This window comes from Gordonia terrae, assembly GCF_051789125.1.
Taxonomy (GTDB): Bacteria; Actinomycetota; Actinomycetes; order Mycobacteriales; family Mycobacteriaceae; genus Gordonia; species Gordonia terrae_A.
The window spans coordinates 717,558-739,341 of sequence record NZ_CP196526.1; the positions used below are offsets into that span (position 1 = coordinate 717,558).

General features: G+C 65.5%; 19 protein-coding genes. 16 read left to right on the forward strand and 3 right to left on the reverse strand.

What is annotated here, in order from left to right; translation table 11 throughout:
* The first annotated feature begins 20 nt into the window (after positions 1–20).
* Positions 21–1,160 carry an acyl-CoA dehydrogenase family protein gene (locus ACSUZC_RS03285; RefSeq protein ID WP_439031497.1) on the forward strand — a complete coding sequence of 380 codons (1,140 nt, stop codon included), beginning with the start codon at positions 21–23 and terminating at the stop codon, positions 1,158–1,160.
* A gap of 22 nt (positions 1,161–1,182) precedes the next feature.
* On the opposite strand, the gene ACSUZC_RS03290 is transcribed toward ACSUZC_RS03285, so the two are convergent.
* Positions 1,183–2,343: a CaiB/BaiF CoA transferase family protein gene (locus ACSUZC_RS03290; RefSeq protein WP_439031498.1), complete on the reverse strand. Its 1,161-nt coding sequence runs from the start codon at positions 2,341–2,343 to the stop codon at positions 1,183–1,185.
* Positions 2,340–3,662 carry an oxygenase MpaB family protein gene (locus tag ACSUZC_RS03295; RefSeq protein WP_439031499.1) on the reverse strand — a complete coding sequence of 441 codons (1,323 nt, stop codon included), beginning with the start codon at positions 3,660–3,662 and terminating at the stop codon, positions 2,340–2,342. The genes ACSUZC_RS03290 and ACSUZC_RS03295 overlap by 4 nt, the downstream gene beginning before the upstream one ends.
* 190 nt (positions 3,663–3,852) lie before the next feature.
* Here ACSUZC_RS03295 and ACSUZC_RS03300 point away from each other — a divergent pair, with 190 nt between their 5' ends.
* From ACSUZC_RS03300 to ACSUZC_RS03320, 5 genes are all read left to right on the forward strand, one after another.
* A complete protein-coding gene (locus tag ACSUZC_RS03300; protein ID WP_439031500.1) occupies positions 3,853–4,581 on the forward strand; it encodes a nitroreductase in 729 nt (242 codons plus the stop codon).
* Between the two features lie 107 nt (positions 4,582–4,688).
* Positions 4,689–5,903, forward strand: a complete 1,215-nt coding sequence (locus ACSUZC_RS03305; RefSeq protein ID WP_439031501.1) for an acetyl-CoA C-acetyltransferase — start codon at positions 4,689–4,691, stop codon at positions 5,901–5,903.
* Positions 5,904–5,958: 55 nt separating this feature from the next.
* Positions 5,959–8,154: a 3-hydroxyacyl-CoA dehydrogenase NAD-binding domain-containing protein gene (locus ACSUZC_RS03310; RefSeq protein ID WP_439031502.1), complete on the forward strand. Its 2,196-nt coding sequence runs from the start codon at positions 5,959–5,961 to the stop codon at positions 8,152–8,154.
* Positions 8,151–8,975, forward strand: a complete 825-nt coding sequence (locus tag ACSUZC_RS03315; RefSeq protein ID WP_439031503.1) for an alpha/beta fold hydrolase — start codon at positions 8,151–8,153, stop codon at positions 8,973–8,975. Before ACSUZC_RS03310 ends, ACSUZC_RS03315 begins: the two co-directional genes overlap by 4 nt.
* Before the next feature lie 48 nt (positions 8,976–9,023).
* A complete protein-coding gene (locus ACSUZC_RS03320; protein ID WP_439031504.1) occupies positions 9,024–10,319 on the forward strand; it encodes a TetR/AcrR family transcriptional regulator in 1,296 nt (431 codons plus the stop codon).
* Positions 10,320–10,332: 13 nt separating this feature from the next.
* Here the strand turns inward: ACSUZC_RS03320 and ACSUZC_RS03325 are convergent, their stop codons facing one another.
* Positions 10,333–11,133: an enoyl-CoA hydratase/isomerase family protein gene (locus tag ACSUZC_RS03325; RefSeq protein ID WP_439031505.1), complete on the reverse strand. Its 801-nt coding sequence runs from the start codon at positions 11,131–11,133 to the stop codon at positions 10,333–10,335.
* Between the two features lie 168 nt (positions 11,134–11,301).
* Between ACSUZC_RS03325 and ACSUZC_RS03330 the strand changes: the two genes are divergently transcribed.
* The 10 genes from ACSUZC_RS03330 (at position 11,302) to ACSUZC_RS03375 (ending at position 21,774) form a co-directional block, all read left to right on the forward strand.
* A complete protein-coding gene (locus ACSUZC_RS03330; protein ID WP_439031506.1) occupies positions 11,302–12,693 on the forward strand; it encodes an aldehyde dehydrogenase family protein in 1,392 nt (463 codons plus the stop codon).
* A gap of 408 nt (positions 12,694–13,101) precedes the next feature.
* Positions 13,102–13,962, forward strand: coding sequence for an ABC transporter permease (locus ACSUZC_RS03335; protein ID WP_439031507.1), 861 nt, complete (start codon positions 13,102–13,104; stop codon positions 13,960–13,962).
* 37 nt (positions 13,963–13,999) lie between these two features.
* Positions 14,000–14,830, forward strand: coding sequence for an MlaE family ABC transporter permease (locus ACSUZC_RS03340; protein WP_439032981.1), 831 nt, complete (start codon positions 14,000–14,002; stop codon positions 14,828–14,830).
* 1 nt (position 14,831) lies between these two features.
* Positions 14,832–15,917, forward strand: coding sequence for an MlaD family protein (locus ACSUZC_RS03345; protein WP_439031508.1), 1,086 nt, complete (start codon positions 14,832–14,834; stop codon positions 15,915–15,917).
* Between the two features lies 1 nt (position 15,918).
* Positions 15,919–16,926 carry an MlaD family protein gene (locus ACSUZC_RS03350; RefSeq protein ID WP_439031509.1) on the forward strand — a complete coding sequence of 336 codons (1,008 nt, stop codon included), beginning with the start codon at positions 15,919–15,921 and terminating at the stop codon, positions 16,924–16,926.
* A complete protein-coding gene (locus ACSUZC_RS03355) occupies positions 16,923–17,906 on the forward strand; it encodes an MlaD family protein (RefSeq protein WP_439031510.1) in 984 nt (327 codons plus the stop codon). Before ACSUZC_RS03350 ends, ACSUZC_RS03355 begins: the two co-directional genes overlap by 4 nt.
* The gene (locus ACSUZC_RS03360) at positions 17,906–18,967 is read left to right on the forward strand and encodes an MlaD family protein (protein WP_439031511.1); all 1,062 of its coding nucleotides are present in this window, start codon (positions 17,906–17,908) and stop codon (positions 18,965–18,967) included. Before ACSUZC_RS03355 ends, ACSUZC_RS03360 begins: the two co-directional genes overlap by 1 nt.
* Positions 18,964–19,980 (forward strand): MlaD family protein, encoded by a 1,017-nt coding sequence (locus ACSUZC_RS03365; protein ID WP_439031512.1) that lies wholly within the window; start codon positions 18,964–18,966, stop codon positions 19,978–19,980. The genes ACSUZC_RS03360 and ACSUZC_RS03365 overlap by 4 nt, the downstream gene beginning before the upstream one ends.
* Positions 19,977–20,930, forward strand: coding sequence for an MlaD family protein (locus ACSUZC_RS03370; protein WP_439031513.1), 954 nt, complete (start codon positions 19,977–19,979; stop codon positions 20,928–20,930). Before ACSUZC_RS03365 ends, ACSUZC_RS03370 begins: the two co-directional genes overlap by 4 nt.
* Positions 20,931–21,027: 97 nt before the next feature.
* On the forward strand, positions 21,028–21,774 hold the full coding sequence (locus ACSUZC_RS03375; protein ID WP_439031514.1) for a hypothetical protein: 747 nt from the start codon (positions 21,028–21,030) through the stop codon (positions 21,772–21,774).
* The last annotated feature ends 10 nt before the right edge of the window (positions 21,775–21,784 follow it).

Here is a 21,784-nt window from a genome sequence, read left to right on the forward strand (position 1 = left end):
GGGCTGGCGAACACAACATCATGAGAAGAACACTCTTCGAGTCCGAACACGACCAGTTCCGAGACACCGTCCGGTCCTTCCTGACGAAGGAAGCCGTGCCGCACACGGCCGACTGGGAGGAAGCCGGTGAGGTCAGTCGTGACTTCTGGACCGCGGCAGCCGATCAGGGTCTGGTCGGCTTCGCGGCTCCGGAACAGTACGGCGGCGGGGGACTGCGCGACTTCCGTTTCAATGCGGTGCTGAACGAGGAAGTGGTCCGCACCGGGACCGTCGGCGACGGCTTCTCGTTGACCAACGACATCGTGCTCCCGTACTTCCTCGACATCGCGACGCCGGAACAGCAGGGACGCTGGCTGCCCGGCATCGTCAGCGGTGCGACCGCGATCGCCATCGCCATGTCCGAACCGGGTACCGGTTCGGATCTGCGCGCGATCAAGTCCACCGCGGCCCGTGTCGACGGTGGCTGGCGACTCAACGGTTCCAAGACCTTCATCACTCGCGGAATCCAGGCCGACCTGATCATCGTCGCCGCCCGGATCCCGGAGCACGACGGCGGTGGATTCGGATTGTTCGTGGTGTCCGCCGACCATGACGGATTCCAGCGCGGTCGCAAGCTGCAGAAGATCGGCCGCAAGGCACAGGACACCGCGGAGTTGTTCTTCGAGGACGTCCTCGTCGCAGAGTCGGACGTGCTCGGTGAACCGGGCAAGGGGTTGCGCTACATGATGGGCAACCTTGCCCAGGAACGGCTGTCGATGGCGGTCGTGGCGGTCGCTCAGGCCGAGTACGCGGTCGAGACCGCCATTGCCTATGGCAAGGAGCGCAAGGCCTTCGGTCAACCCATCGGGAGCTTCCAGGCGAATCGCTTCACCCTGGCCGAGTTGTCCACACAGGTGGGGATCGCCCGGGTGTTCGTGGACCGCTGTATCGAGGCGCAGAACGCCGGCGAACTCACCGCTGCCGAGGCGGCCGGGGCGAAGTTCTGGACCACGGAGCTGGAGTTCAACGCGCTGGACACCTGCCTCCAGATGCACGGCGGATACGGCTACATGGAGGAGTACGACGTCGCGCGGCGGTGGCGGGACGCGCGGGTGCAGCGTATCTACGGTGGCACCAACGAGATCATGCGTGAGATCGTCGGTCGTTCACTGGGTCTGTAGGCCGTCCGGGCAACCACCGAGGTCATGGAGTCGAGTCGATCACGCCGTCGGCGAGGAGGGACTCGATCTCGGTCGGGGAGAAGCCGGTCTCACCGAGCACCTCGAGGGTGTCGGCGCCTGGTGTGCGCCGCGGACGGGGAACCGTGGGCGGCCGACCGTCGAAGCGAGGTGCCGGCGCAGGTTGCACCGCGTCGTCGACCGTCACGAACGTCTCCCGGACCAGGTGATGCGGATGTTCCACCGTCTCTGAGAGCGTCAGAACCGGTGCGTAGCAGGTATTTCGGCCCGCGAAGGCTCGGTCTAGCTCATCTCGGTCGGATTGCGCGATCCGCTCGGCCAGGATCTTCCGGTACTCGTCCCAGCGAGTGGGGTCGAGGTGGTCGTGCCTCATGGAGTCGGGCAAATCCAGAACATCGCAGAGTTCCACCCAGAACTGATTCTCGATGGCGCCGATGCTCACCCAATTGCCGTCGCGGGTCTCGTAGACGTCGTAGAAGAAGGCACCGGTGTCGAGCAGGTTGGCTCCGCGTTCCTCGACGAAGTTGCCCTCTGCCCGGTACGAATGGAACATCGCCATCAGGGCCGAGGCGCCGTCGATCATCGCCGCGTCGACGACCCGACCGCCATGGCCGGCGCGGGCGGACAGGATGCCCGCGAGCATCCCGAAGGCGAGAAAGGTTCCGCCGCCTCCGAAGTCGCCGACGAGATTGAGGGGCGGAACCGGGGGCCCGCCCTTTCGTCCGACCTGATGCAGGGCGCCGGTGAGTGCGATGTAGTTGATGTCATGACCGGGCAGGGATGCCATCGGACCGCTCTGGCCCCACCCGGTCATGCGGCCGTAGACGAGGTTCGGGTTGTGGTGCCGGCAGTCTTCTGGTCCGACCCCGAGACGTTCGGCGACCCCGGGCCGAAACGTCTCGATGAGACCGTCGGCGTCGGCACACAGACGCCGCACCACCGCCGCACCCGCCTCGGACTTGAGATCCACGGCTATGTGCCGTCGGCTCCGGAAGAGGATGCCGTGACCGCCGACCGCCCAGGGGTTTCCCCCGGGTCGGTCGACGGTGATGACCTCGGCACCCATGTCCGCCAACATCATCGCGGCGAAGGGACCGGGGCCTATCCCGGCGAGCTCGATGATCCGGGTGCCTGCCAGGGGTGGGGTTGCTGACTTGTCGCTCACTTCTTCGCGACCACCGGCATGCCGCCCTTGTTCGCGGCGATGTCCGCGTGCACCTCGTCGGGGTTGGCCACGGCCATTTCCTTGTTCGCACCGTCGGGGAGTTTGATCGCGTCGTTGAATTGACGCAGCATGGTGAACGCGGCCTTCTCGTCATCGTGCGGTAGCACCCGTCCGACACGATCGGCAAGGGTGACGAGCGGGCTGATCGTCGGCAGGATATGCCGCCAACCGGTCTTCTCGACGCCCAGAGCATCCATGACGTGCGGCGGAATCCACGAGTGCAACAACCCATATGCGAGCTTCAGGCGACGTTCGTTCGTCATGAACTTGGCCACCGGTCCCGGCAGCACCTCGACGTCGCCGGGCGGGTTCTCCACGCTATACTCGATGATCGAGTGGACCACGTCGTGGCAGAGCTGGTCCGGCGGCAGTTCGACCAGCGTGTGCAGATCGGTCTTGCGACGAGCATCCTCGTAATCCGTGTGCAGGATGTCTTCGGGAACGCCGATCACGTATCCCACGTAGCGGCTCAGGGCGAAGATGTCGTCGAGTTCACGGTCGCTGAACCGGATTCCCGAGGACTGGACCGCATCGGTGAACTTCACACCGAACTGGCCTGCCTGGGTGACCATGCTGTCGAAGTTGTTGATCGGAATGCCCCAGCCGGCCCAGTCCCAATGGTCGGATCGCCCGAGACTGTGACGAACCGCGGCATGGATCATGCGGACTTTCGCGGTGAGACGAAAACCCTCCTCGAAGCGCGCCATCCCGCCTGGTGTGTATGCGGCGACCACGTACCGGAAGCTCTCGATGAGCCGGGTGCCCACCTTGTCCTGCTCGCGGAGCCGACCACTGAACAGCACCGGACGCGTCGCGCTGTACATGGAGAAGCCCCCGGCTATCGCGCCCCAGGCGAGAACGGGAGGGACGATGGGCCCGGCCCGCCAGAAGGCGACGGCACCGCGGTAGAGCTGGTCGAAATCGACCCAGTCGGGAATGTGGTCGAGCTGGTCGAAGAGTGCGATCAGTCCGGGGCTTGGGTCGTCGATCGCGTCGATCCCGTGATCGAGGGCCTGATCGAAGGTGCGCCACGTCGAGTTGTGGGATTTGTCCTTGAAGTCGAGCATCGCCGCGTAGGCATAGTCGTCGGCGAGCAGAGCGTGGTCGGTCAGCTTCTCGACCAGGTCGCGACCGTACATGGCGATCGCTTTGTCCTTGTTCGCAATTCGTCCCAAGTCGATACCGCGCGGCAGTCCCGGCGGAACGTCGAGATCGCCGCGGAAACTCATCGGTTGTGTATGTGGCTCGGTGATGGTCATCGCGCCTCCTAGGTGGGTGATCGGTACGCCGACCTCGTGTGATCGTCGTTACAACGCAGGGTAGACCCGACTGAACACTATGTCTACACTTATTGTCTGGCCGCATGTCTGCCGGTCAGTGTCGCGGTCTGCCCCCGGTCTGTCTGACGGGCGCGCGGCCATACCCGCCCGTAACGAACGAGGAGTATCGATGTCGCAGCTGTCCGAGGGCTCGAAGGAATCATCGGCGGTGTCGCCTCCGGAATCGCTGCCGCACCGGACCTTGCGTGAGCTGCTGGGGTCCCGGTGGAGTTGCCGCGAGTTTCTCCCGCGTGAGGTACCCCCGTCCGAGATCGAGCGAGTGCTCGACGTGGCCCGTCTGACTCCCTCGTGGTGCAACACGCAGCCGTGGCACGTCGACGTGCTGAGTGGGGGAGCCACCGAGGGCCTGCGCGATGCCCTGCGGGCTGCGATCGCGAATGGGCCGGCACAGAATCCCGACATCGAGTTCCCGGCGGCTTACGACGGGGTCTACCAGGAGCGACGCCGAGAGAGTGGTCTGCAGCTCTATGCGAGTCTCGGTATCGAGAAGTCGGACCGGGCCGGTTCGGCGCGACAGATGCTGCGCAATTTCGATTTCTTCGGCGCGCCGCATGTAGCGATCGTCACGACCGAGGCCGCGTTGGGCCCCTACGGTGCGGTCGACTGTGGATTGTTCGTGAGCAACTTCATCCTGGCGGCCCACGCACTCGGCATCGCGACCGTCCCTCAGGCGGCGCTGGCGACGCAGTCGCCGGTGATCCGGGAGCACCTCGGATTGAACCCCGAACGGCAAGTGGTCGTGGGTATCTCGTTCGGCTACCCCGACGGGGACGCGCCGGTCAACGCGTACCGCACCAGTAGGCAGTCCATCGCGGAGGTCGCGACCTTCCACCGCTGATGGTCTCGGGACATGCCTTCCCGGTGGTATACAGAGTGTATGAACGTGATGTATGTTGCTCTCGACGACGGCGCCCGAGCGCCCGCTGAACGACTAGGAGACTGTGAATGTCGGAAACCCAGGCACTGATCTTTGATGCGATCCGCACGCCGCGCGGTAAGGGCAAGAGCTCGGGATCGTTGCACACGATCAAGCCGATCGACCTCACCACCTGCCTGCTGTCGGCAGTCCTCGAACGGAATCCCTCACTCGATCCCGCTCGCGTCGACGACCTGGTCCTCGGGGTCGTGACTCCGGTCGGCGAGCAGGGCGGCGACATCGCGCGCACGGCGGCACTTGCGGCCGGGCTTCCCCGCACGGTGGCGGGGGTGCAGGTCAACCGCTTCTGTGCATCCGGGCTCGAGGCGGTGAATCTCGCCGCGCAGAAGGTACGTTCGGGATTCGAGGACCTGGTTTTCGCAGGTGGCGTCGAGTCGATGTCCCGTGTCCCCATGAGCTCCGATGGCGCCGCGTGGATGGACGATCCCGCAACGAATCTGGCTACGAGCTTCGTGCCGCAGGGTATCGGTGCCGATCTGATCGCGACACTCGACGGGTACACCCGCGACGACGTGGACGCGTACGCGGTGCGTTCGCACGAACTGGCCGCCAAAGCCGAGGCGGACGGGCGATTCGACGCCTCGGTCGTACCGGTACGCGACATCAACGGGGCCGTGGTACTCGACCGGCACGAGACCATCCGCGAGGGGACCACCACCGCCACCCTCGCCCCACTGCGGCCGTCGTTCGCCAAGCTCGGCGCAGCGGGATTCGATGCCGTTGCGCTGCAGGAGTTCCCGACCGTCGAGAAGATCGATCACGTCCATCACGCCGGCAACAGTTCAGGAATCGTCGACGGCGCCTCGCTGGTCGTGATCGGGAGCGAAGAAGTCGGGGGAGAACTGGGCCTGACTCCGCGCGGGCGGATCGTCTCCACCGCGGTGTCCGGAGACAATCCGACCATCATGCTGACCGCGCCGGCTCCTGCGTCGCGCAAGGCGCTGGCGAAAGCCGGTCTCACCGTGGACGACATCGACCTCGTGGAGATCAACGAGGCGTTCGCCTCGGTGGTGTTGCATTTCGTCGACGACCTCGGCCTCGACATGGCGAAGGTGAACGTGAACGGCGGAGCGATCGCGATGGGGCACCCGCTCGGTGCCACCGGGGCGATGCTCGTCTCCACGGTTCTGGACGAACTGCACCGGACCGGCGGTCGATACGGACTTGTGACGCTGTGCGTCGGCGGCGGAATGGGGATCGCGACCGTGGTCGAGGCGCTCTGATCGCCGCTCACGACGCCAGACAATCCCGCAGACAACCCACAGAGAGTTAACGGCCATGACGCAGAGCACGATCCGACGCACCATCGACGACGACGCCATCGTCACCCTGACCATCGACGACCCGGAACAGCGGGTGAACACGATGAACGAGCGATTCGTCGCCTCGCTCTCGGACGCCCTCGACGAGATCGGTGACGCCCAGAACATCGCGGGTGTCGTCATCGCTTCCGGAAAATCGACATTCTTCGCCGGTGGCGACCTCAATGACCTCGTGAACACCGATCGGTCCCACATCGACGAATTCACCGTGTTCGTCGAACGGAATCGCGGGCTGCTCCGACGCCTGGAGCGTCTCGGAGTGCCGGTGGTGGCGACGATCAACGGTGCGGCGCTGGGTGGTGGCCTCGAACTCGCGCTCGCGACCCACCATCGCATCGCGGTGAATTCTGCCGGAGTTCGTCTGGGCCTTCCGGAAGTGACCCTGGGTCTCCTGCCGGGTGCCGGGGGCGTCGTCCGCAGCGTGCGACTGCTGGGCGTCCAGAAGGCGCTGTCGTCGCTGCTGCTCACCGGTCGCCAGATCGGCGCGACGGCCGCACTCGAACTCGGCATCGTGGATGAACTCGTCGATTCGCCGGCGGATCTGGCTTCGGCGGCGAAAGCCTGGATCCTGGCCAACCCGGGTGCGCGGCAGCCGTGGGATGCGCCGGGGTACGCGATACCCGGCGGGGCCCCGGGTGACCCGACGCAGCCGCTGCACCCGTCCCTGCCCCTCCTGACCGCAACGCTGCGCGCCGACCTCAAAGGCGCGAATTACCCGGCGCCGAAGAACATCCTGAAGGCCGCTGTCGAGGGTGCCCAGGTCGACTTCGACAACGCCTTACGGATCGAGACCCGGTACTTCGTCGATCTCGCTGTCGGGCAGATCTCGAAAAACATGATCCAGGCCCGCTTCTTCGACACCCAGACGGTGAACGGACTCCGCGGCCGCGACGCGTCACGGACCCCGTGGAAGGCGACGAAGGCGGTGGTTCTGGGCGCCGGGATGATGGGTGCGGGTATCGCGTACCAGTGCGCCGCAGCCGGAATCGACGTCGTACTCAAGGACGTCAGCGTAGAAGCCGCCGAGCGCGGCAAGGAATACTCGCGGAAAGTGCTCGACAAGAAGGTGGGCGCGGGAGCGCTCTCCGAAGCCCAGCGAGAGGTCATCCTCGACCGGATCACCGCCACCGACGACGTCGCCGACGCCGAGGGCGCGGACCTGGTGATCGAGGCCGTCTTCGAGGACCCGGGTCTCAAGGCCCGAGTTCTGAAGGAGGTCGAACCCGTCCTCGCGCCGGGTGCGCTCATCGGGTCGAACACGTCGACCCTGCCGATCACCGGTTTGGCCGGCACCGTTGGGAATCCCACAGACTTCATCGGCCTGCACTTCTTCAGTCCCGTGGACAAGATGCCGCTGCTGGAGATCATCAAGGGCGGATCGACGTCTGCCGAATCGGTGTCCAGGGCCCTGGATGTCGCCCGTCAGATCGCCAAGACACCCATCGTGGTCAACGACAGTCGCGGCTTCTTCACCAGCCGGGTGATCGGCACCTTCGTCAACGAAGCGCTCGCCATGCTCGGCGAGGGAGTGCCGGCACCGATGATCGAGCAGGCCACGACCCAGGCGGGTTACCCCGCACCCGCGCTGCAACTCGCCGACGAACTCAATCTCGAACTCCTGCGGCGAGTTCGGGACGCATCGCGCGATGCGGCCGAGGCCGACGGGCGCGACTGGGTGGCACATCCCGCCGAAGCGGTGCTCGACCGGATGCTGGCCGAGTTCGATCGGGCGGGCCGGTTGGCCGGCGCCGGCTTCTACGAGTACAGCGAGGGACGCCGTAGCGGGTTGTGGAGTGGCCTCGGAACGGCTTTCCCGGTCGCGGAACAGGTACCGACCCTGACCGATCTCAAGGAGCGCCTGCTGTTCGTCGAAGCCGTGGAATCTGCGAAGTGCTTGGAAGAGGGCGTTCTGGAGTCGGTGGCCGACGCGAACATCGGATCGCTGCTGGGAATCGGGTATCCGGGTTGGACAGGTGGAGTGCTGCAGTTCATCGACGGCTATGAGGGCGGAGTCGCGGGCTTCGTGACGCGCGCGAATGAGCTGGCCGCACACTACGGATCGCGTTTCCTCCCCGCGGCGTCACTGACCCGGCTCGCCGCCGATGGCCTGTCACTCGCCGACTCGCGTCGACCTGCGGAAGCGGCGTCATGACTCAGCACTTCGTGCACACGCGGGACGGCATCCGGATCTCGGTCCGAGATGTCGGAGACGGTCCAGGCGTCCTGCTGATCCACGGCTGGAGTCTCAGCGGCGAGGTGTGGGACCGGCAGATACGGGTGCTGGCCGAGAGCGGTCACCGGGTCGTCGCCATGGATCTTCGAGGACACGGACGATCAGATGCACCCCTGCACGGTTACGACATCGACTCCCTGTACCGCGATGCCCTCGAGGTCATCGAGCAGCGTGGCCTGGGCGCAACCGCCATCGTGGGTTGGTCGCTGGGAGGGATGGTCGCCCTCCGCCTGGCACATGAATGCCCCGATCTCACAGAGTCTCTCGTGTTGGTCGCCACCAACGGCGTTGCGGCGGCCCGGTTTGCGAACTTCCCCTTCGGTGTGCCCCCCGAGGGTCCTCTCGAGAGTCTGCTCGCGGCCGAGCACGCCGACCGGATCTCCCTGCGACGGCGTGCCGTCGGTGATCCGTTCAAAGGCGCCGCGCCTGACCCGCACATCCTGGACTGGCTGCAGCGGATCTCGCTGCAGACGCCGAGTTGGGCTGCTCGCGCTGCTCTGCGCACGCTGATGTGCACCGAACAGACGCATCTGCTCGAGGGTCTCTCCGTACCGGTGACCCAGATCATCGGTACCGCGGATCCGGCGCTGTCGGTTCGCGGTGCACGGTGGGTGCGCGAGCGTCTGGACAGCACGCTCGTGGAGCTCGACGTCGGGCACTATCCGATGCTGGAGTGCCCGGACGACTTCGACGCGGCATTGCTCCGCGGAGTGAGTGCGGTGCGGTCGCGCGTGACGTGACAATCCCGCGGGCAGACGTCGTGTCCGGACATCGAGTATGATGCGGCTATGGCTTCGAGTTCCTTTGTACGACGGCGCCCCCGTGACTACGACGGGAGTTCCTCTGCCGAACTCGCGGTGTTCCGGGCGACCGAGGAACTGCTCGCGTCGACCTCCCTCCAGGATCTGACCGTTGCTCAGATCCTGGAGACGGCCGGTCTGTCCCGGGCCAACTTCTACCACTACTTTGCCAACAAGTACGACGTCCTGGTGGCGCTTCTGGGACGAGTGTTCGACGAGTCGTACGGAGCTGACGCGCCGTGGTCCACCGATCCCGGACGTGACCGGGCGCGTCGCATGGGCTCGAGTCTCGATCACACGCTCGAGATGTGGTCGCGACACGGCGCGGTCATCTGCGCCGTCATCGAGCACATGCACAGCAAGCCCGCGGTTGCGGCGGCCTGGCAGCGGATGTTCGAGCAGTTCGTCGCGGCTGTCGCGGAACAGATCAGGTTCGAGCGAGCCGAGGGACGCGCTCCCGACGGCGCTCCCGCGGAGATGCTGGCCGCGATGCTGGTCGGCGGCTCCGAGCGAGCTTTCTACGTCAGCACGCGGGGCCTGGACGACCGGCTCCCCGCGGCGGCGAGTGTCACCACTTCGTTGAGCGCGATCAACGAGGCGGCCATCTACGGCGGCCGAACGGTGCCGAAGGGTCGACGCAAGAAGACGAGTGATGCCGCCGACGCGAGGCGGGAGCTGCTGCCCGCGATAGACAACCCTGCGGTGGAAACCGAGACGGCGCAGAACATCCTCCAGGCCATGCGCGAACTACTGCTCACCGAGACCTTGGCCGAGTTGTCCGTCGCGAAGATCCTCAAGCAGTCGAACATTTCTCGCGCGTCCTTCTACTTCTACTTCCGGAGCAAAGAAGACGCCTTTGTCGTTCTGTTCCGTCAGGCGGCGGCCGACATCGTCGCCGCGCTGACCGCGGTCGCCGACGTCGACCGGCAGGACCCGTCGGCCTTGCTCGAGCAGGTCGGACAGTGGCTGCATCTCGACGGGCATGCGGGCGCCGTGATCAAGAACGCCGTGCACGAATGGCCGCGCCTGCCTGAGTTGCGCGCCGAGTACCTCGCCGCCATGAATGCCATGGAAACGACCCTGGAGTCGATCATCATCGCTGACCGGGAACGAGGGTTGGCGCCGGCCGGCCCGCCTGCGCGCGAGTACACGGCCACGCTGCTGTGGACCATCGAGCGCACCATCGCGGGATCGCTCGCCGGGGAAACGCATCTCGACGACATCGACGCGGTCACCGACATGGTGGCGAGATTCATGTACGCGGCGATCTACGGAAAGCGCTGAAGCACAGTCGCATTCAGCCCTTCGCGCCGGTGGAGAACCGGGTGATCGCGGTTCGGAAACCGGGGCCGTCGACAAGGGCGGTCTGGCCAGCGACCTCGATCTCGAAGGCATCCTCGAGGCGGTGGAGAAGCGCGGCGTTCAGACTGTGCTTGGTCGCGGCGTAGGCCTCGGTGGGTCCGGCAGCGAGTTTCCGGGCAACGGACTCCGCGTGGTCGGCGAGAACCGCGTCGTCGACCACCGCGTCGATCAGCCCCCAGGAGAACGCGGTGTCGGCATCGACCCGTTCGGCCAGCAGGGCCATCCGCGACGCGCGGCCGAATCCCACCCGTGCACCGACGAGTAGCGATGCACCACCGTCGAGTGTGAGCCCCACACGCGAGAACGCCAGTGTGTACGACGACGACCTCGCCCCGACGACGTGGTCGCATGCGACCGCCACGGCGCAACCGACGCCAACCGCAGGACCGTTCACCGCGGCCACGACCGGCTTTCGCATCTCGCGCAACCCTCGGACGATCGGGTTGTAGAACCGCGTGAGTTCACGCTCGGTCCGCGGCGCCAGCCGGACTTCCGGACCGACATCGTCGAGCGCGAGATCCGCTCCCGCACTGAATGCGCGACCTCGACCGGTGATGAGAACGCACCGCACGGTGTCATCGGTCGCAGCTGCGGCGACGGCCTCGCGAAAGTCGCTCTGGAGCTTCTCGTCGAAGGCGTTGAGAGAGCCCGGGCGCGACAGCATCAGGCGGCGGACCCCGCCACCATCCGAGATCTCGAGCGTCTCGGAGTGTGCGATGTCGGCCCAATCGATCATGGAGCTCACGATAGGGCAGACGAGGACTCCATACAAGATGTATGGTCTTTGGGACGAGCGCCCCACATGATCCTCTGAAGTGATTGACATCACGTCTGAACACTGTGTACGATCGCTCCATACTTCAGCCCGGGGTGGGTCCCCGCAGCATCAGAAAGCGAAGCCACGATGAGTGTTACCGAGATGTCGACGAGCACGGCGGCCACCGAATCCGGGTCGGCACTGGCCGGGGCGCGATCCGCGTTCGACAGCGGTCGTACGCGACCGCTGTCGTGGCGACTCGCCCAGCTCGAGGGGCTGCTGCGGTTCATCGACGAGTGCGAGCCGGCGATTGCGGCCGCGATCGAAGCCGATCTCGGGCGGGGGCGGATGGCGACCTTCATGGCCGACGTCGCACCGGTCCGGCACGAGATCCGGCATACCGTCGCGAATCTGGGTCGTTGGATGAAGCCAGAGAAGGTGCGGATGAGTGCCGCGACCGCGCCGGGAAAAGCACGGGTGGTCTCCGAGCCGAAAGGTGTCGCGCTCATCCTCGGCGCCTGGAACTTTCCGATTCTGCTGACACTTCACCCGTTGGTGAGTGCGCTCGCCGCGGGCAACGCCGCGGTGGTCAAGCCGTCGGAGCTCTCCGCGGCGACTGCCCGGCTGCTGTCCGAACAGTTGCCGCGATACCTGGACACCGAAGCGGTGTCCGTCGTGCTCGGTGACGCGCAGGTCAGCGCCGCGCTGGGCGCCCAACCCTTTGATCACACGTTCTTCACCGGTTCGACCTCGGTCGGCCGAGCGGTCATGGAGGCGAGTGCTCGCAATCTGACCCCGGTCACGCTCGAACTCGGGGGTAAGAGTCCGGTGATCGTCGCTGCCGACGCCGATATCGACGTCGCGGCCAGACGTATCGCCTGGGCGAAGTCGGTGAACGCGGGCCAGACGTGCACCGCCCCGGACTATGTCCTCGTCGAGGAGTCGGTGCGGCCGGCGCTGGTCGGGCGGTTGCTCGAGGAGCTGCCGCTGCGCGCCGCCTACGACTCCACCCGCATCGTGAATCAGCGTCACGTCGACCGGTTGCGGCGCGTTCTGAGCACCCATGGCGGGGAGCAGTTCGGCGGCGAGATCGACGAAGCCAGGCTAACGATCAAGCCGGCGCTGGTCACCGACCCCGATCTCGGCTCGGAGCTGATGCAGGAAGAGATCTTCGGTCCGATTCTGCCGCTCGTCTCGGTCCCGGACATCGCTGCCGCCGCCGCGTTCGTCAACGCCCGGCCCAAACCGCTTGCGCTCTATCTCTTCACGGAGTCGAAGGCTGTCGAGGATGCCGTGGTCGAGCAGACCTCGTCTGGTTCGGTCGTGGTCAATCACCTCCTGTACCAACTGCTGGTGCCGGAACTCCCGTTCGGCGGGGTCGGCGCATCGGGTATGGGGAACTATCACGGCAAGAACGGGTTCGACACTTTCAGTCACCGAAAGTCGGTTCTGAGCAAACCTGCTCGTCCGGACTTCGGCGCAACGTATCCGCCCTACGGCCGTTCCATGGAGAAGGTCCTGCGGCGGATGATGGGCTGACCAACTACAAGGATTAGATAACCCGTGATCGACAGCGGGCGAGCGTGACCGTTCGTCCTCGTACGTCATGGGCGCCGTGCCGTGCGTGGCTCCGGTGCCGCGCTCGGAGGGTCTGGACGCCGCGTGTGTCCTGACCTGGTCATATGGCCGGTGCGGGGGACTCGCCCTCGTGCAGGATGGGTTCGCCGCCACTATCTGAGCTGCTGACACTTGACATGATACGTCTTATGTCTGCTAGCCTCTTAACGATCGCAAGTGGCGGGGATCACAATAGTTGAGCTAAAGGCTTTAGGCCACAGGCCACATGCGCGCCTCAGTCCGGTGGCGCGCACTGCGAGCGTCACCCGGCCCGGCCGGTGGCACAGAAACCGAGGCGGACACGGTATCCGCGAATTCGAGAGGATCCACATGACTGTCAGTGCTCTGGTCGAGCGCAGTCCAGGAGCGAGGTCGGTCGACGCGCTCCGCAGGGTGGGCGGCGGCGCCAGCGACCGGATCACCCGCAGTCTGGCGACCATCGGTCGCTCGGCACGACTGGCAGCGGAGATGATCCGCTTCGCGATCACCGACGCGATCTCGCTGCGCCTGGCCGGTGCGGAGGTGATCGATCAGATGTGGAAGCTGTTCAAGGTCACCGCCCTCCCGGCGCTTCTGATGGCGGTACCGATCGGTGCTGAGGTGTCTGTGCAGGTCGGTGGCGTCATGGACCAGGTCGGCGCGAACTCGCTGGCGGGAGCCGCCAGTGGCCTGGGCGTGGTGAACCAGGGAGCACCCATGGCGGCCGGCCTCCTGATGAGCGGCGCCGCGGCATCGGCGATCGCCTCGGACCTCGGGGCGCGGTCGATCCGGGAGGAGATCGAGGCCATGCGGGTCATCGGCGTGAATCCGGTCCAGCGGCTCATCGTGCCCCGATTCCTGGCGATGCTGGCCATCGCGCCGGCTCTGTGCGTGATGATCATCGCGTCCGGAGTCGCTGCCGGACTGGCCATCTCGGCCAACGTCAACGACGTGGTCCCCGCCAGCTTCTGGCAGTCCTTCGGTACCTTCGCGACTCCGACGGATCTGATGTTCTCGGTTCTCAAGTCGGTCTTGTTCGCATTCATCGTCGTGGTGATCGCCAGCTTGCGGGGACTCGAGGCCAAGGGCGGCCCGAAGGGTGTCGCCAACGCGGTCAACGCCTCGGTCGTCCTCAGTGTCCTGTGCATCTTCATGACGAACATGGCGGTCAGTCAGCTGCAGGCCATGTTCTTCCCGGCCCGATTGGCGTGACGACATGACGACAGAAACACTTCCGCGCCCGGGCCGGATGAACCGGTTCGGCAGGTCGGTGACCGGCCGATTCACCGAGGCATTCGCGACCTTCGGCCAGATCGTCGTGTTCGTGGGCAAGACCTTCGCGCTGCTGCCGACCACCATCCGGCACTACCGCAAGCAGACGATGAAGACCATGAACGACATGGCCTGGGGCAGCGGCTCGATCATCGTCGACGGCGGCGTCGTGAGCCTGATGTTCTTCCTGGGTATCGCGGTCGGGTCGGTCGTGGCGATCATGGCGTTCATGGCGTTCGACCTCCTCGGGTTCGGTGCCTTGACCGGAATCATCAACTCGTTCGGCAACATCCGGGTCGTCGCGCCGATCATCACCGGTATCGGATTCGCGGCCCAGGCCGGCTGTCGCATGACGGCCGAGATCGGTGCGATGCGTATCTCGGAGGAGATCGACGCCACCGAGACCATGGGCCTGCGCGCGATCCCGTTCGTGGTCGGGACCCGTCTGATCGGCGGGATGCTCGTGGTCCTGCCCAGCTACCTCATGGCCCTGGTTGTCAGCTTCCTGACGGGCGGTCTGATAGTGAAGCTCTTCCATGACCAGCCCGAGGGCACCTACGACCACTACTTCGCCCAGTTCGTGTCGATACCCGACCTGCTGGCATCGGTGGCGAAGGCCCTCATCTTCTGTGCGGTCATCACCGTCATCCACTGCTACTACGGGTATTTCGCGTCCGGAGGGCCGGCTGGTGTCGGTGCGGCGTCCGGGCGGGCGATCCGGGCCAGCCTGGTAGCCATCGTTGTCCTCAATTTCCTCATGACCGTGGCCATCTGGGGCCTCAATCCGGTCCTTCCGTTCAGGGGTTGACGTGTCGTCATACAGCAGTCAGGACTTCCTCCGCGGGGACGCTCGCGGTCAGACACGGACACTGGTTCGCGCCGGCGTCATCGCAGTCGCCGTACTCGCCGTCATCGTCACGGTGTTCGCCGTGGTCTATCCGCGCGCCACCGCGCCCAAGGGCACCGACCTCCATCTGGTGCTGCCCGCACTGGGTCCGGGTGTCGAGAGCGGAAGCCGGATCCTGTTGCGCGGAGCCGAGGTCGGTGAGGTGACGGCGATCGACTCCACCGAACCCGATGTCGTCCACGTCGACGTGGTGCTCGACGCCGCAGCCGCCGGAAGTCTCACCGATTCGTTCGAGGTCGACTACCGGCCGCAGAACTACTTCGGCGTCACCGCGGTCAACCTCATCGCGATGCCGGGCGGGGCGCGACTCTCCGACGGACAGACCCTCCGCCGCTCCGCCGCACCTGATTTCACCATGTCGACGATGATCGAGCGGAGTTCGATCGTCGTGGACGGAACGCTGACGAGGGACATGATCGACAGCCTCGACGAGGTGATGCGCTACGCCGACGGCCTCTCGCCGCTGATCGAGACAGCGATCATCTTCACCGACAAGGTGGCCCGAACCCAACGGCACCTGCCCAGCACGCTGCTGGGTGAGATGAACGACCTGGCCGAAGCATTCCCCGGGTTCAACCGGGAGGCGATGAAGAGCCTCCACGCCATCACCGAAAGCGTCTTCAACAAGATGCCCGATGGTTCTCGCGGAGTGGACGAGGCCTATCACGAACTCATGGACCGATCTCTGAACGTGGCCTCCGGTGGATTGTTCGGTGCGGCAGGAACACTGCTCGCGTCGCACGCGGCCGATCTGACGCCCCTGGTCACCTCCTTCAAATACCTGATCGACCCGGTACCTCAGATGATCGGCGGGGGTGCGTCGATGGCGAAGACACGAAAGGTTATCGAGCAGTTGCGCAACACTTTCCGAGGCGACGATGCGAGCAGGACCCTACAGCTGCGCCTCCTACTCGACAGCGTCCCCGCCGTCTCGGGCCCGCTGGAACGGATGCAGTCGATGGCCGGCCAACGGGCGGGAGGTAACTGACATGGCGTCTCGCAGCACAGTGGTCGCCGGTGCGAAGGTCGCGGTGGTCGCGGCGGTCACGGTCATGTTGTTCGTGCTCGTGGTGAACGCGATGCGCAATCCCGTCGACGCCAGTGTGGTGACCTACCGTGCCGACTTCACCGACGCGTCGGGCCTCCACGACAATGGGGATGTCCGATTCCGGGGTAAGCGGATCGGCAAGATCGTCTCGGTGGACCTCGAGCGAAACGATGACGGAAGCCCCTTCGCGACAGTCGAATTCACCATGGACGATCGGCAGAAGCTGACGTCGACCTCGACCCTGTCGATCAAGTACCAGAACCTCACCGGCGTGCGCTACCTGGATCTGCAGCCGGGAAAGACACCGGGCCGCATGGTGAGCCACGCGACTACCTCACAAACCGTTCCCTCCTTCGACATCACGTCACTGTTCAACGGACTCCAACCGGTGCTGACGACGATGAACTCCGACGAGGTCAACCAGTTCAGCGAGAACGCCATCGCACTTCTCCAGGGTGACGGCGGCGGGCTCGGGCCCATGCTCGAGAGCACCCAGAAGCTGGCGCGGTTCGCGGAGAACCGACAGCAGCTCATCTCCACCCTCACGTCGAATCTGGCACGTATCGCCGACACCATGGGTGGCCGGTCACCGCAGGTCATGGGCTTCCTTGAGGCGGTCGATCTGCCCATCAGCAACGCCATGACCGTGCTGGACGAGTTCGCGGTGACCGCGAGCGCCGGCCCCGCACTGTTCGAACCGATCGAGAGGCTCCTGGTGGCGCTCGGTGTCAACGAGGAATTCGATGTCGACGTGTTTCTGAAGACCACCTTCTCGTCCATGCAAGAAGCGTTGAAGTCCTTCCAGCTGATGCCGAACGCACTCGCCGGACTGCGCGGCATCGACACGCATGCCTCATTCAGCAAGCAATGTGCGAAAGGTCGCGCGCACATCCCGTCCGACGTGCGAATCCTGATGACCGGCAGCGAGGTGGTCCTGTGCAATCGATGAACCGGAAAGGAATCCGCAGGTTCACGTCCCACGACGGAGTGCTCGGCGTGATCGTCCTGGTCGTGGTGGTGGCCCTGCTCGGCACCCTCGCCATCATCTATCTGCGTCCACCCGGCCAGAAGACCATCACCTTCGAGGTCACCGACGCGTCCGCGATCGAGACCGGCCAGGATGTCCGCGTTGCAGGCATCAGTATCGGCAAGGTGTCGGAGGTGGCCCTCCGACCCGACCGGGTGATGGTCACCGCGCGCATCGACGAGGACACCTTCGTCGGCGACCAGACAAAGATGGAGGTCCGGATGCTCACGCCGGTGGGCGGATACGCGATCACCATGATCCCGCTCGGCCGGCAACCGCTGACGTCGTCGATCCCGGCCGGACGCGTCACCGTTCCGTACTCGATCGGCGACGTGATCCAGGCCGTTCCGAGCACCACCGACACGGTCGACACCCGAGAGGTCAACGCGAACCTCGATCAGGTTGCTCGCGCCCTCGATGGGAACGACACCTCGCTGCGTTCCATCGTGGCCGGACTCGAGTCCGTGACGTCCGTGTTCGACAGACAGCGCGGCCAGGTCCACGACGTCGCCGCACTCGCCTCGGAGTACCTGCAGACCTTCAACGGAAATCGTGAATTCGTCTTCGAGCTGATCCGGAAGATCGACATGGTCGTGAGCACGTACCACGTCAACTCCGCGGGCTTCAACTACGCCTACAAGCTGTTCGCGAACGTCCTCATGAAGCTGGCACCCTTCATGCGGTTCTACCTCAACCACAGTGAGCTGGTCTCCGGTCACGTGAATCAGATGAAGGACACGATCATCCGTCTGCAACAACAGCTCGGGCCGGCCATCGACGGGTTGGTGGCCACGCGGAAGAAGCTGGCGCAGTGGATCACACCCGAAGGCATGCGACAGGTCGGCGGCGGCACGCTGTGGACCGAGAACGTGTGCATCCCCATCCCCGGAAGGAACTGCTGATGAGCGCGATCGTTGGCTCCTCGAAACGGCGGCTCGCCATTTCGCTGGGGACCGTGGTGGTGTTGCTCGGCGTGGTCACCACGATCGGGCTGACCTCGGCGTGGGCCACCGGTGTCGACGACACCGCACCCGGCGGCGACGGGTTCTGCGTGGATGTCGCCGACACGATCGGCCTGTACCAGGGAAACCCGGTGACCCAGATGGGAATCCGAGTCGGTGAGATCGATCGGATCGAGAGTCGGGGCGACCATGTGCGGGTCACGTTCTCTCTCGAGCCCGGACGGACGTATCCGGCCGACGTCAAGGCCGTGACCAGATCCAAGTCGTTGCTGGCGGATCGGAGCCTGGAACTGGTGGGCAATTACGCCGGCGGTCCCGCCCTCAGGGAGGGCGCGTGCATCGGCGTCGAGAACTCGTTCACGCCCAAGAGCATCTCCGAGGTCGCCGCGTCGGCGTCGGACTTCCTGAAGTCGCTGTCCGACAACGGTGGTGATGATCTGGAGACCGCACTCGACGGCGCCGACCGGGCCTTTGCCGGGACCGGACCGCAGGCGTCGCGGATGTTCGAGAACGCGGCCCGCGCGGCACAGAACCCCGACGCGTTCGTCGCCGACATCGGCTCGTCCATCCGGGACATGGCGCCCCTGACCGACGACGCCGTGAAGAACTGGGATCAGATCATGTCGATCATGAACCAGATGCCTTCGGTCACGCAGCTGGGGACGACCCTGTTCTACGACGTCGCGCGCTTCTGCCGGGGGATCGGTTGGACGATCGCGCTGATGTACGACATCCAACGGAACTACGGCGACGACATCCTGTGGCCACTCCTGCACGGGCCGGTGGAGGACATCATCGCCTACGGCGCCAAGCGAGCGCCCGAACTCGGGCAACTCGTGGCCATGACACCGTCGGTCGCCGCGGCCATGCGCCAGCAGGAGTCGGCAGCCGGCGCACTCTCGGTGCCCTACGTGGCACCGAAGGTCGACGTCGGGGGCGGCGAGTCGGCGCCGGTCAACGCACTGTCAATCCTGTTGCAGAAGGCGGGTCTGGGGAAATGATCGGTAGACGAACCGTGTTCGGTCTGGCCGCGCTGCTCGCCGTCGTGGTCGGACTCACCGGCTGTTCGGCGCTGAGTCCGAACCGGCTGCCGTCGGTGAAGAGCAGTGTGCCGCTGGACTACGAGGTGACACTTCAGTTCGCGAGCGTGCTCAACCTGCCGGACGGGGCCGACGTCATGATGAACGGCATCCAGGTCGGCCGGGTGCAATCCACCGAGACCACCGACGACGGCGTGGACGTGGTCGTCGGACTCACCGACGACCGCCCGGTTCCCGCGGATTCCTCGGCGATCATCCGGCAGAACACGCCGCTCGGTGACACGTACCTGGCATTGCAGCCACCGACGGAGGGCGGCGGGAGCGAGCTCCTGCGGGACGGCAGCGTGATCCCCCGCGGACGAACGACCTCACCGCCACCGCTGGAGGACACCATCGCCGTCCTGGCGTACTTCATCAACGGGGGCAGCATCCAGAAGGTCCAGGACACGATGGCAACCCTGAATCGCACGATGCCGCCTGTCTCCGACGTGCGGAAGATCGCGGGCACGGTGTCGAAGGACCTCGACGATCTGTCGCGGAACACCAGGGAACTGGATCGCACCCTCAACAGCCTGAACGCGGTGGCCGGGTCCTTCTCCGACAGTCGGCACGAGATCGAGAACGTGTTCTCCGAGCAGGCCGAGCACTACTGGAGGACTGTCTCCTATTCGCTGGTCCGCCACATCAGCACGTTGCTGCCCTCCGTGGGGTCGGTGTTCACCGGCGGCCTGTTCCTCGTGCCGCTGTTGAACTCGGCGGCCGATGCCGCCGAGGCCGGCCGGGGGATGTGGGACCAGGCGCCCGCGACCGGGACGGCGATGGCGAAGTTCTTGGAGGACACACTGATCCCGTTCGCGAAGAGGCCATCGGTCAACATCGCCTCGGTTCAGGCCCCCTCGGTTCAGTCCGCCGGCAAGAAGGAACTGCTCGGTGACACCAAGATGCTGCTACGGATGTTGGGAGCGATCCGATGATCACCAAGACCCGGGTCTCGGTGGTGGCCATGCTGGCCATCGCGGGCCTGTCGATCGCGTACATCCTCAGTGTCGGACTCCATGTGAACTCGCCATCGGCCCGGCACGCGACCATCACGGTGCCGGACACGAACGGGATCCTGGTCGGTTCCCGAGTGTTGCTGCGCGGCATCGAAATCGGTCACGTGACCGAGATCTCGCAGTCCTCGCGCGGCGCCGAGATCACCTGGAACTACGACGACACCGAGAACATCCCGGTCGAGAGCAACTTCCGGGTCGACAATCTCTCGGCCCTCGGCGAGGCCTATGTCGCGGTGATGCCCACGACTGCAGGAGGCCCGTATCTCGCCGACAACGCCTACATCAGTGGCGAGAACGTCTCCAATGCGGCCACTTTCAAGGATCTCTCCGAGCAGGTCACCGAGGTGCTCGGCCAGACCGATCCGGACAAGGTCCAGCGGGTGTTCGCCGAGCTCGACATGGGACTACCCGACGGGATCGAGGTCATCGAGGATCTCGACAGGGCCGGGCGCCTGCTGGCAGCAGAGTTCACGGCTCGTGCAGACGAACTGACCACGCTGCTGGCGACCATGCAGCCGTTGCTCATGCGATCGGGAGCGATACCGGGTCTGATGCGCGCGACGACGCCGCACCTGGCAGGATTCGGAATCGGCTTCGCCGAGCTGGAGTCGGGTGTCAAGGACGCCATCGACTGGAGCGGACCGATGTACACCGGCATCACCCAGGGGGCGACGCCGCTGGTGGCGGCTCTGCAGAAATTCCTTGACGACAGCGGCGCCGACCTGAAGATCATCGGAGACAACCTGTTGCCGGCCACCCGATCCGGCGCGGCATCCCTGCGGACCGTCGATGTGGGCCGGGTGCTGGACAACCTGATCAACGCGACCGATTCCGGAGCACTGGACATCCGCATCCCGGCAGGGGGGTGACGGTGACCGACCCCGCAACGACGACGTGGGATTCCGCAGTGGACATGACAAGCGTTCCGGCGCAGATCAACAAGCAGACATCGACAGGAGACCGGCGATGACGAAGACCATCACCAGCGACACGGGCACCGAGGCCGACACCGACGAGACGACGTCGGAAGACACAGAAACCGCCACGACGGCAACCACTTCGGATCGCACCGGACGCACCAGGGCACGAGCCCTGACCGCCACCTCGGTGTCGTTGCGATCGATACTGATCGGTGTTGTCGCGGTACTCGTCGTCGCAGCGATCGCGCTGCTCGGCTGGCAGTGGCGGAGCGCGTCCGAAGAGGTCGACCGGTTGAACGCGGCGGCCGCCGCCGACGCCGCCGCGGAGAAGGTGGCACTCGACTACGCCACCGGCGCCGCCGACATGAGCTTCGAGAACCCCGACGAATGGCGGACCCTCCTCACCAAGGGCACGTCCCCGGAGCTGTCGGAACGACTCCGGCGGGCGTCGACCCAGATGGAACAGCTTCTGCGCCCGCTCCAGTGGTCCTCGACGGCGCAGCCGATTGCGGCCAAGGTCGAATCGGTCGACGGTGACACATACCAAGTCGTCGCGTTCGTCAACGTGCAGACGAAGAACGTCCAGGCTCCCAGCGGGATCGAGTCCACGGCGACCTACCGGGTGACTCTCGACAAGAGCCAGAACTGGCTGATCACCGCGATCAGCAGCACGGGGTCGAACCTGGATGCCGACAACGCCGGCAACAACCCCGCTGGCGGCGAACAGGCGATCCCGGGCAATCCGCCCGCCGAGCAACCCGCACCCGCCGACCCGCCGGTCCCGGGCAACTGACGACGAGATC

Coding starts and splice junctions, on each gene's coding strand:
- ACSUZC_RS03285 (WP_439031497.1), top strand. CDS start 21: ATGAGAAGAACACTCTTCGAGTCCGAACACGACCAGTTCCGAGACACC.
- ACSUZC_RS03295 (WP_439031499.1), bottom strand. CDS start 3,662: ATGACCATCACCGAGCCACATACACAACCGATGAGTTTCCGCGGCGAT.
- ACSUZC_RS03300 (WP_439031500.1), top strand. CDS start 3,853: ATGTCGCAGCTGTCCGAGGGCTCGAAGGAATCATCGGCGGTGTCGCCT.
- ACSUZC_RS03305 (WP_439031501.1), top strand. CDS start 4,689: ATGTCGGAAACCCAGGCACTGATCTTTGATGCGATCCGCACGCCGCGC.
- ACSUZC_RS03310 (WP_439031502.1), top strand. CDS start 5,959: ATGACGCAGAGCACGATCCGACGCACCATCGACGACGACGCCATCGTC.
- ACSUZC_RS03315 (WP_439031503.1), top strand. CDS start 8,151: ATGACTCAGCACTTCGTGCACACGCGGGACGGCATCCGGATCTCGGTC.
- ACSUZC_RS03320 (WP_439031504.1), top strand. CDS start 9,024: ATGGCTTCGAGTTCCTTTGTACGACGGCGCCCCCGTGACTACGACGGG.
- ACSUZC_RS03325 (WP_439031505.1), bottom strand. CDS start 11,133: ATGATCGATTGGGCCGACATCGCACACTCCGAGACGCTCGAGATCTCG.
- ACSUZC_RS03330 (WP_439031506.1), top strand. CDS start 11,302: ATGAGTGTTACCGAGATGTCGACGAGCACGGCGGCCACCGAATCCGGG.
- ACSUZC_RS03335 (WP_439031507.1), top strand. CDS start 13,102: ATGACTGTCAGTGCTCTGGTCGAGCGCAGTCCAGGAGCGAGGTCGGTC.
- ACSUZC_RS03340 (WP_439032981.1), top strand. CDS start 14,000: ATGAACCGGTTCGGCAGGTCGGTGACCGGCCGATTCACCGAGGCATTC.
- ACSUZC_RS03350 (WP_439031509.1), top strand. CDS start 15,919: ATGGCGTCTCGCAGCACAGTGGTCGCCGGTGCGAAGGTCGCGGTGGTC.
- ACSUZC_RS03355 (WP_439031510.1), top strand. CDS start 16,923: ATGAACCGGAAAGGAATCCGCAGGTTCACGTCCCACGACGGAGTGCTC.
- ACSUZC_RS03360 (WP_439031511.1), top strand. CDS start 17,906: ATGAGCGCGATCGTTGGCTCCTCGAAACGGCGGCTCGCCATTTCGCTG.
- ACSUZC_RS03365 (WP_439031512.1), top strand. CDS start 18,964: ATGATCGGTAGACGAACCGTGTTCGGTCTGGCCGCGCTGCTCGCCGTC.
- ACSUZC_RS03370 (WP_439031513.1), top strand. CDS start 19,977: ATGATCACCAAGACCCGGGTCTCGGTGGTGGCCATGCTGGCCATCGCG.
- ACSUZC_RS03375 (WP_439031514.1), top strand. CDS start 21,028: ATGACGAAGACCATCACCAGCGACACGGGCACCGAGGCCGACACCGAC.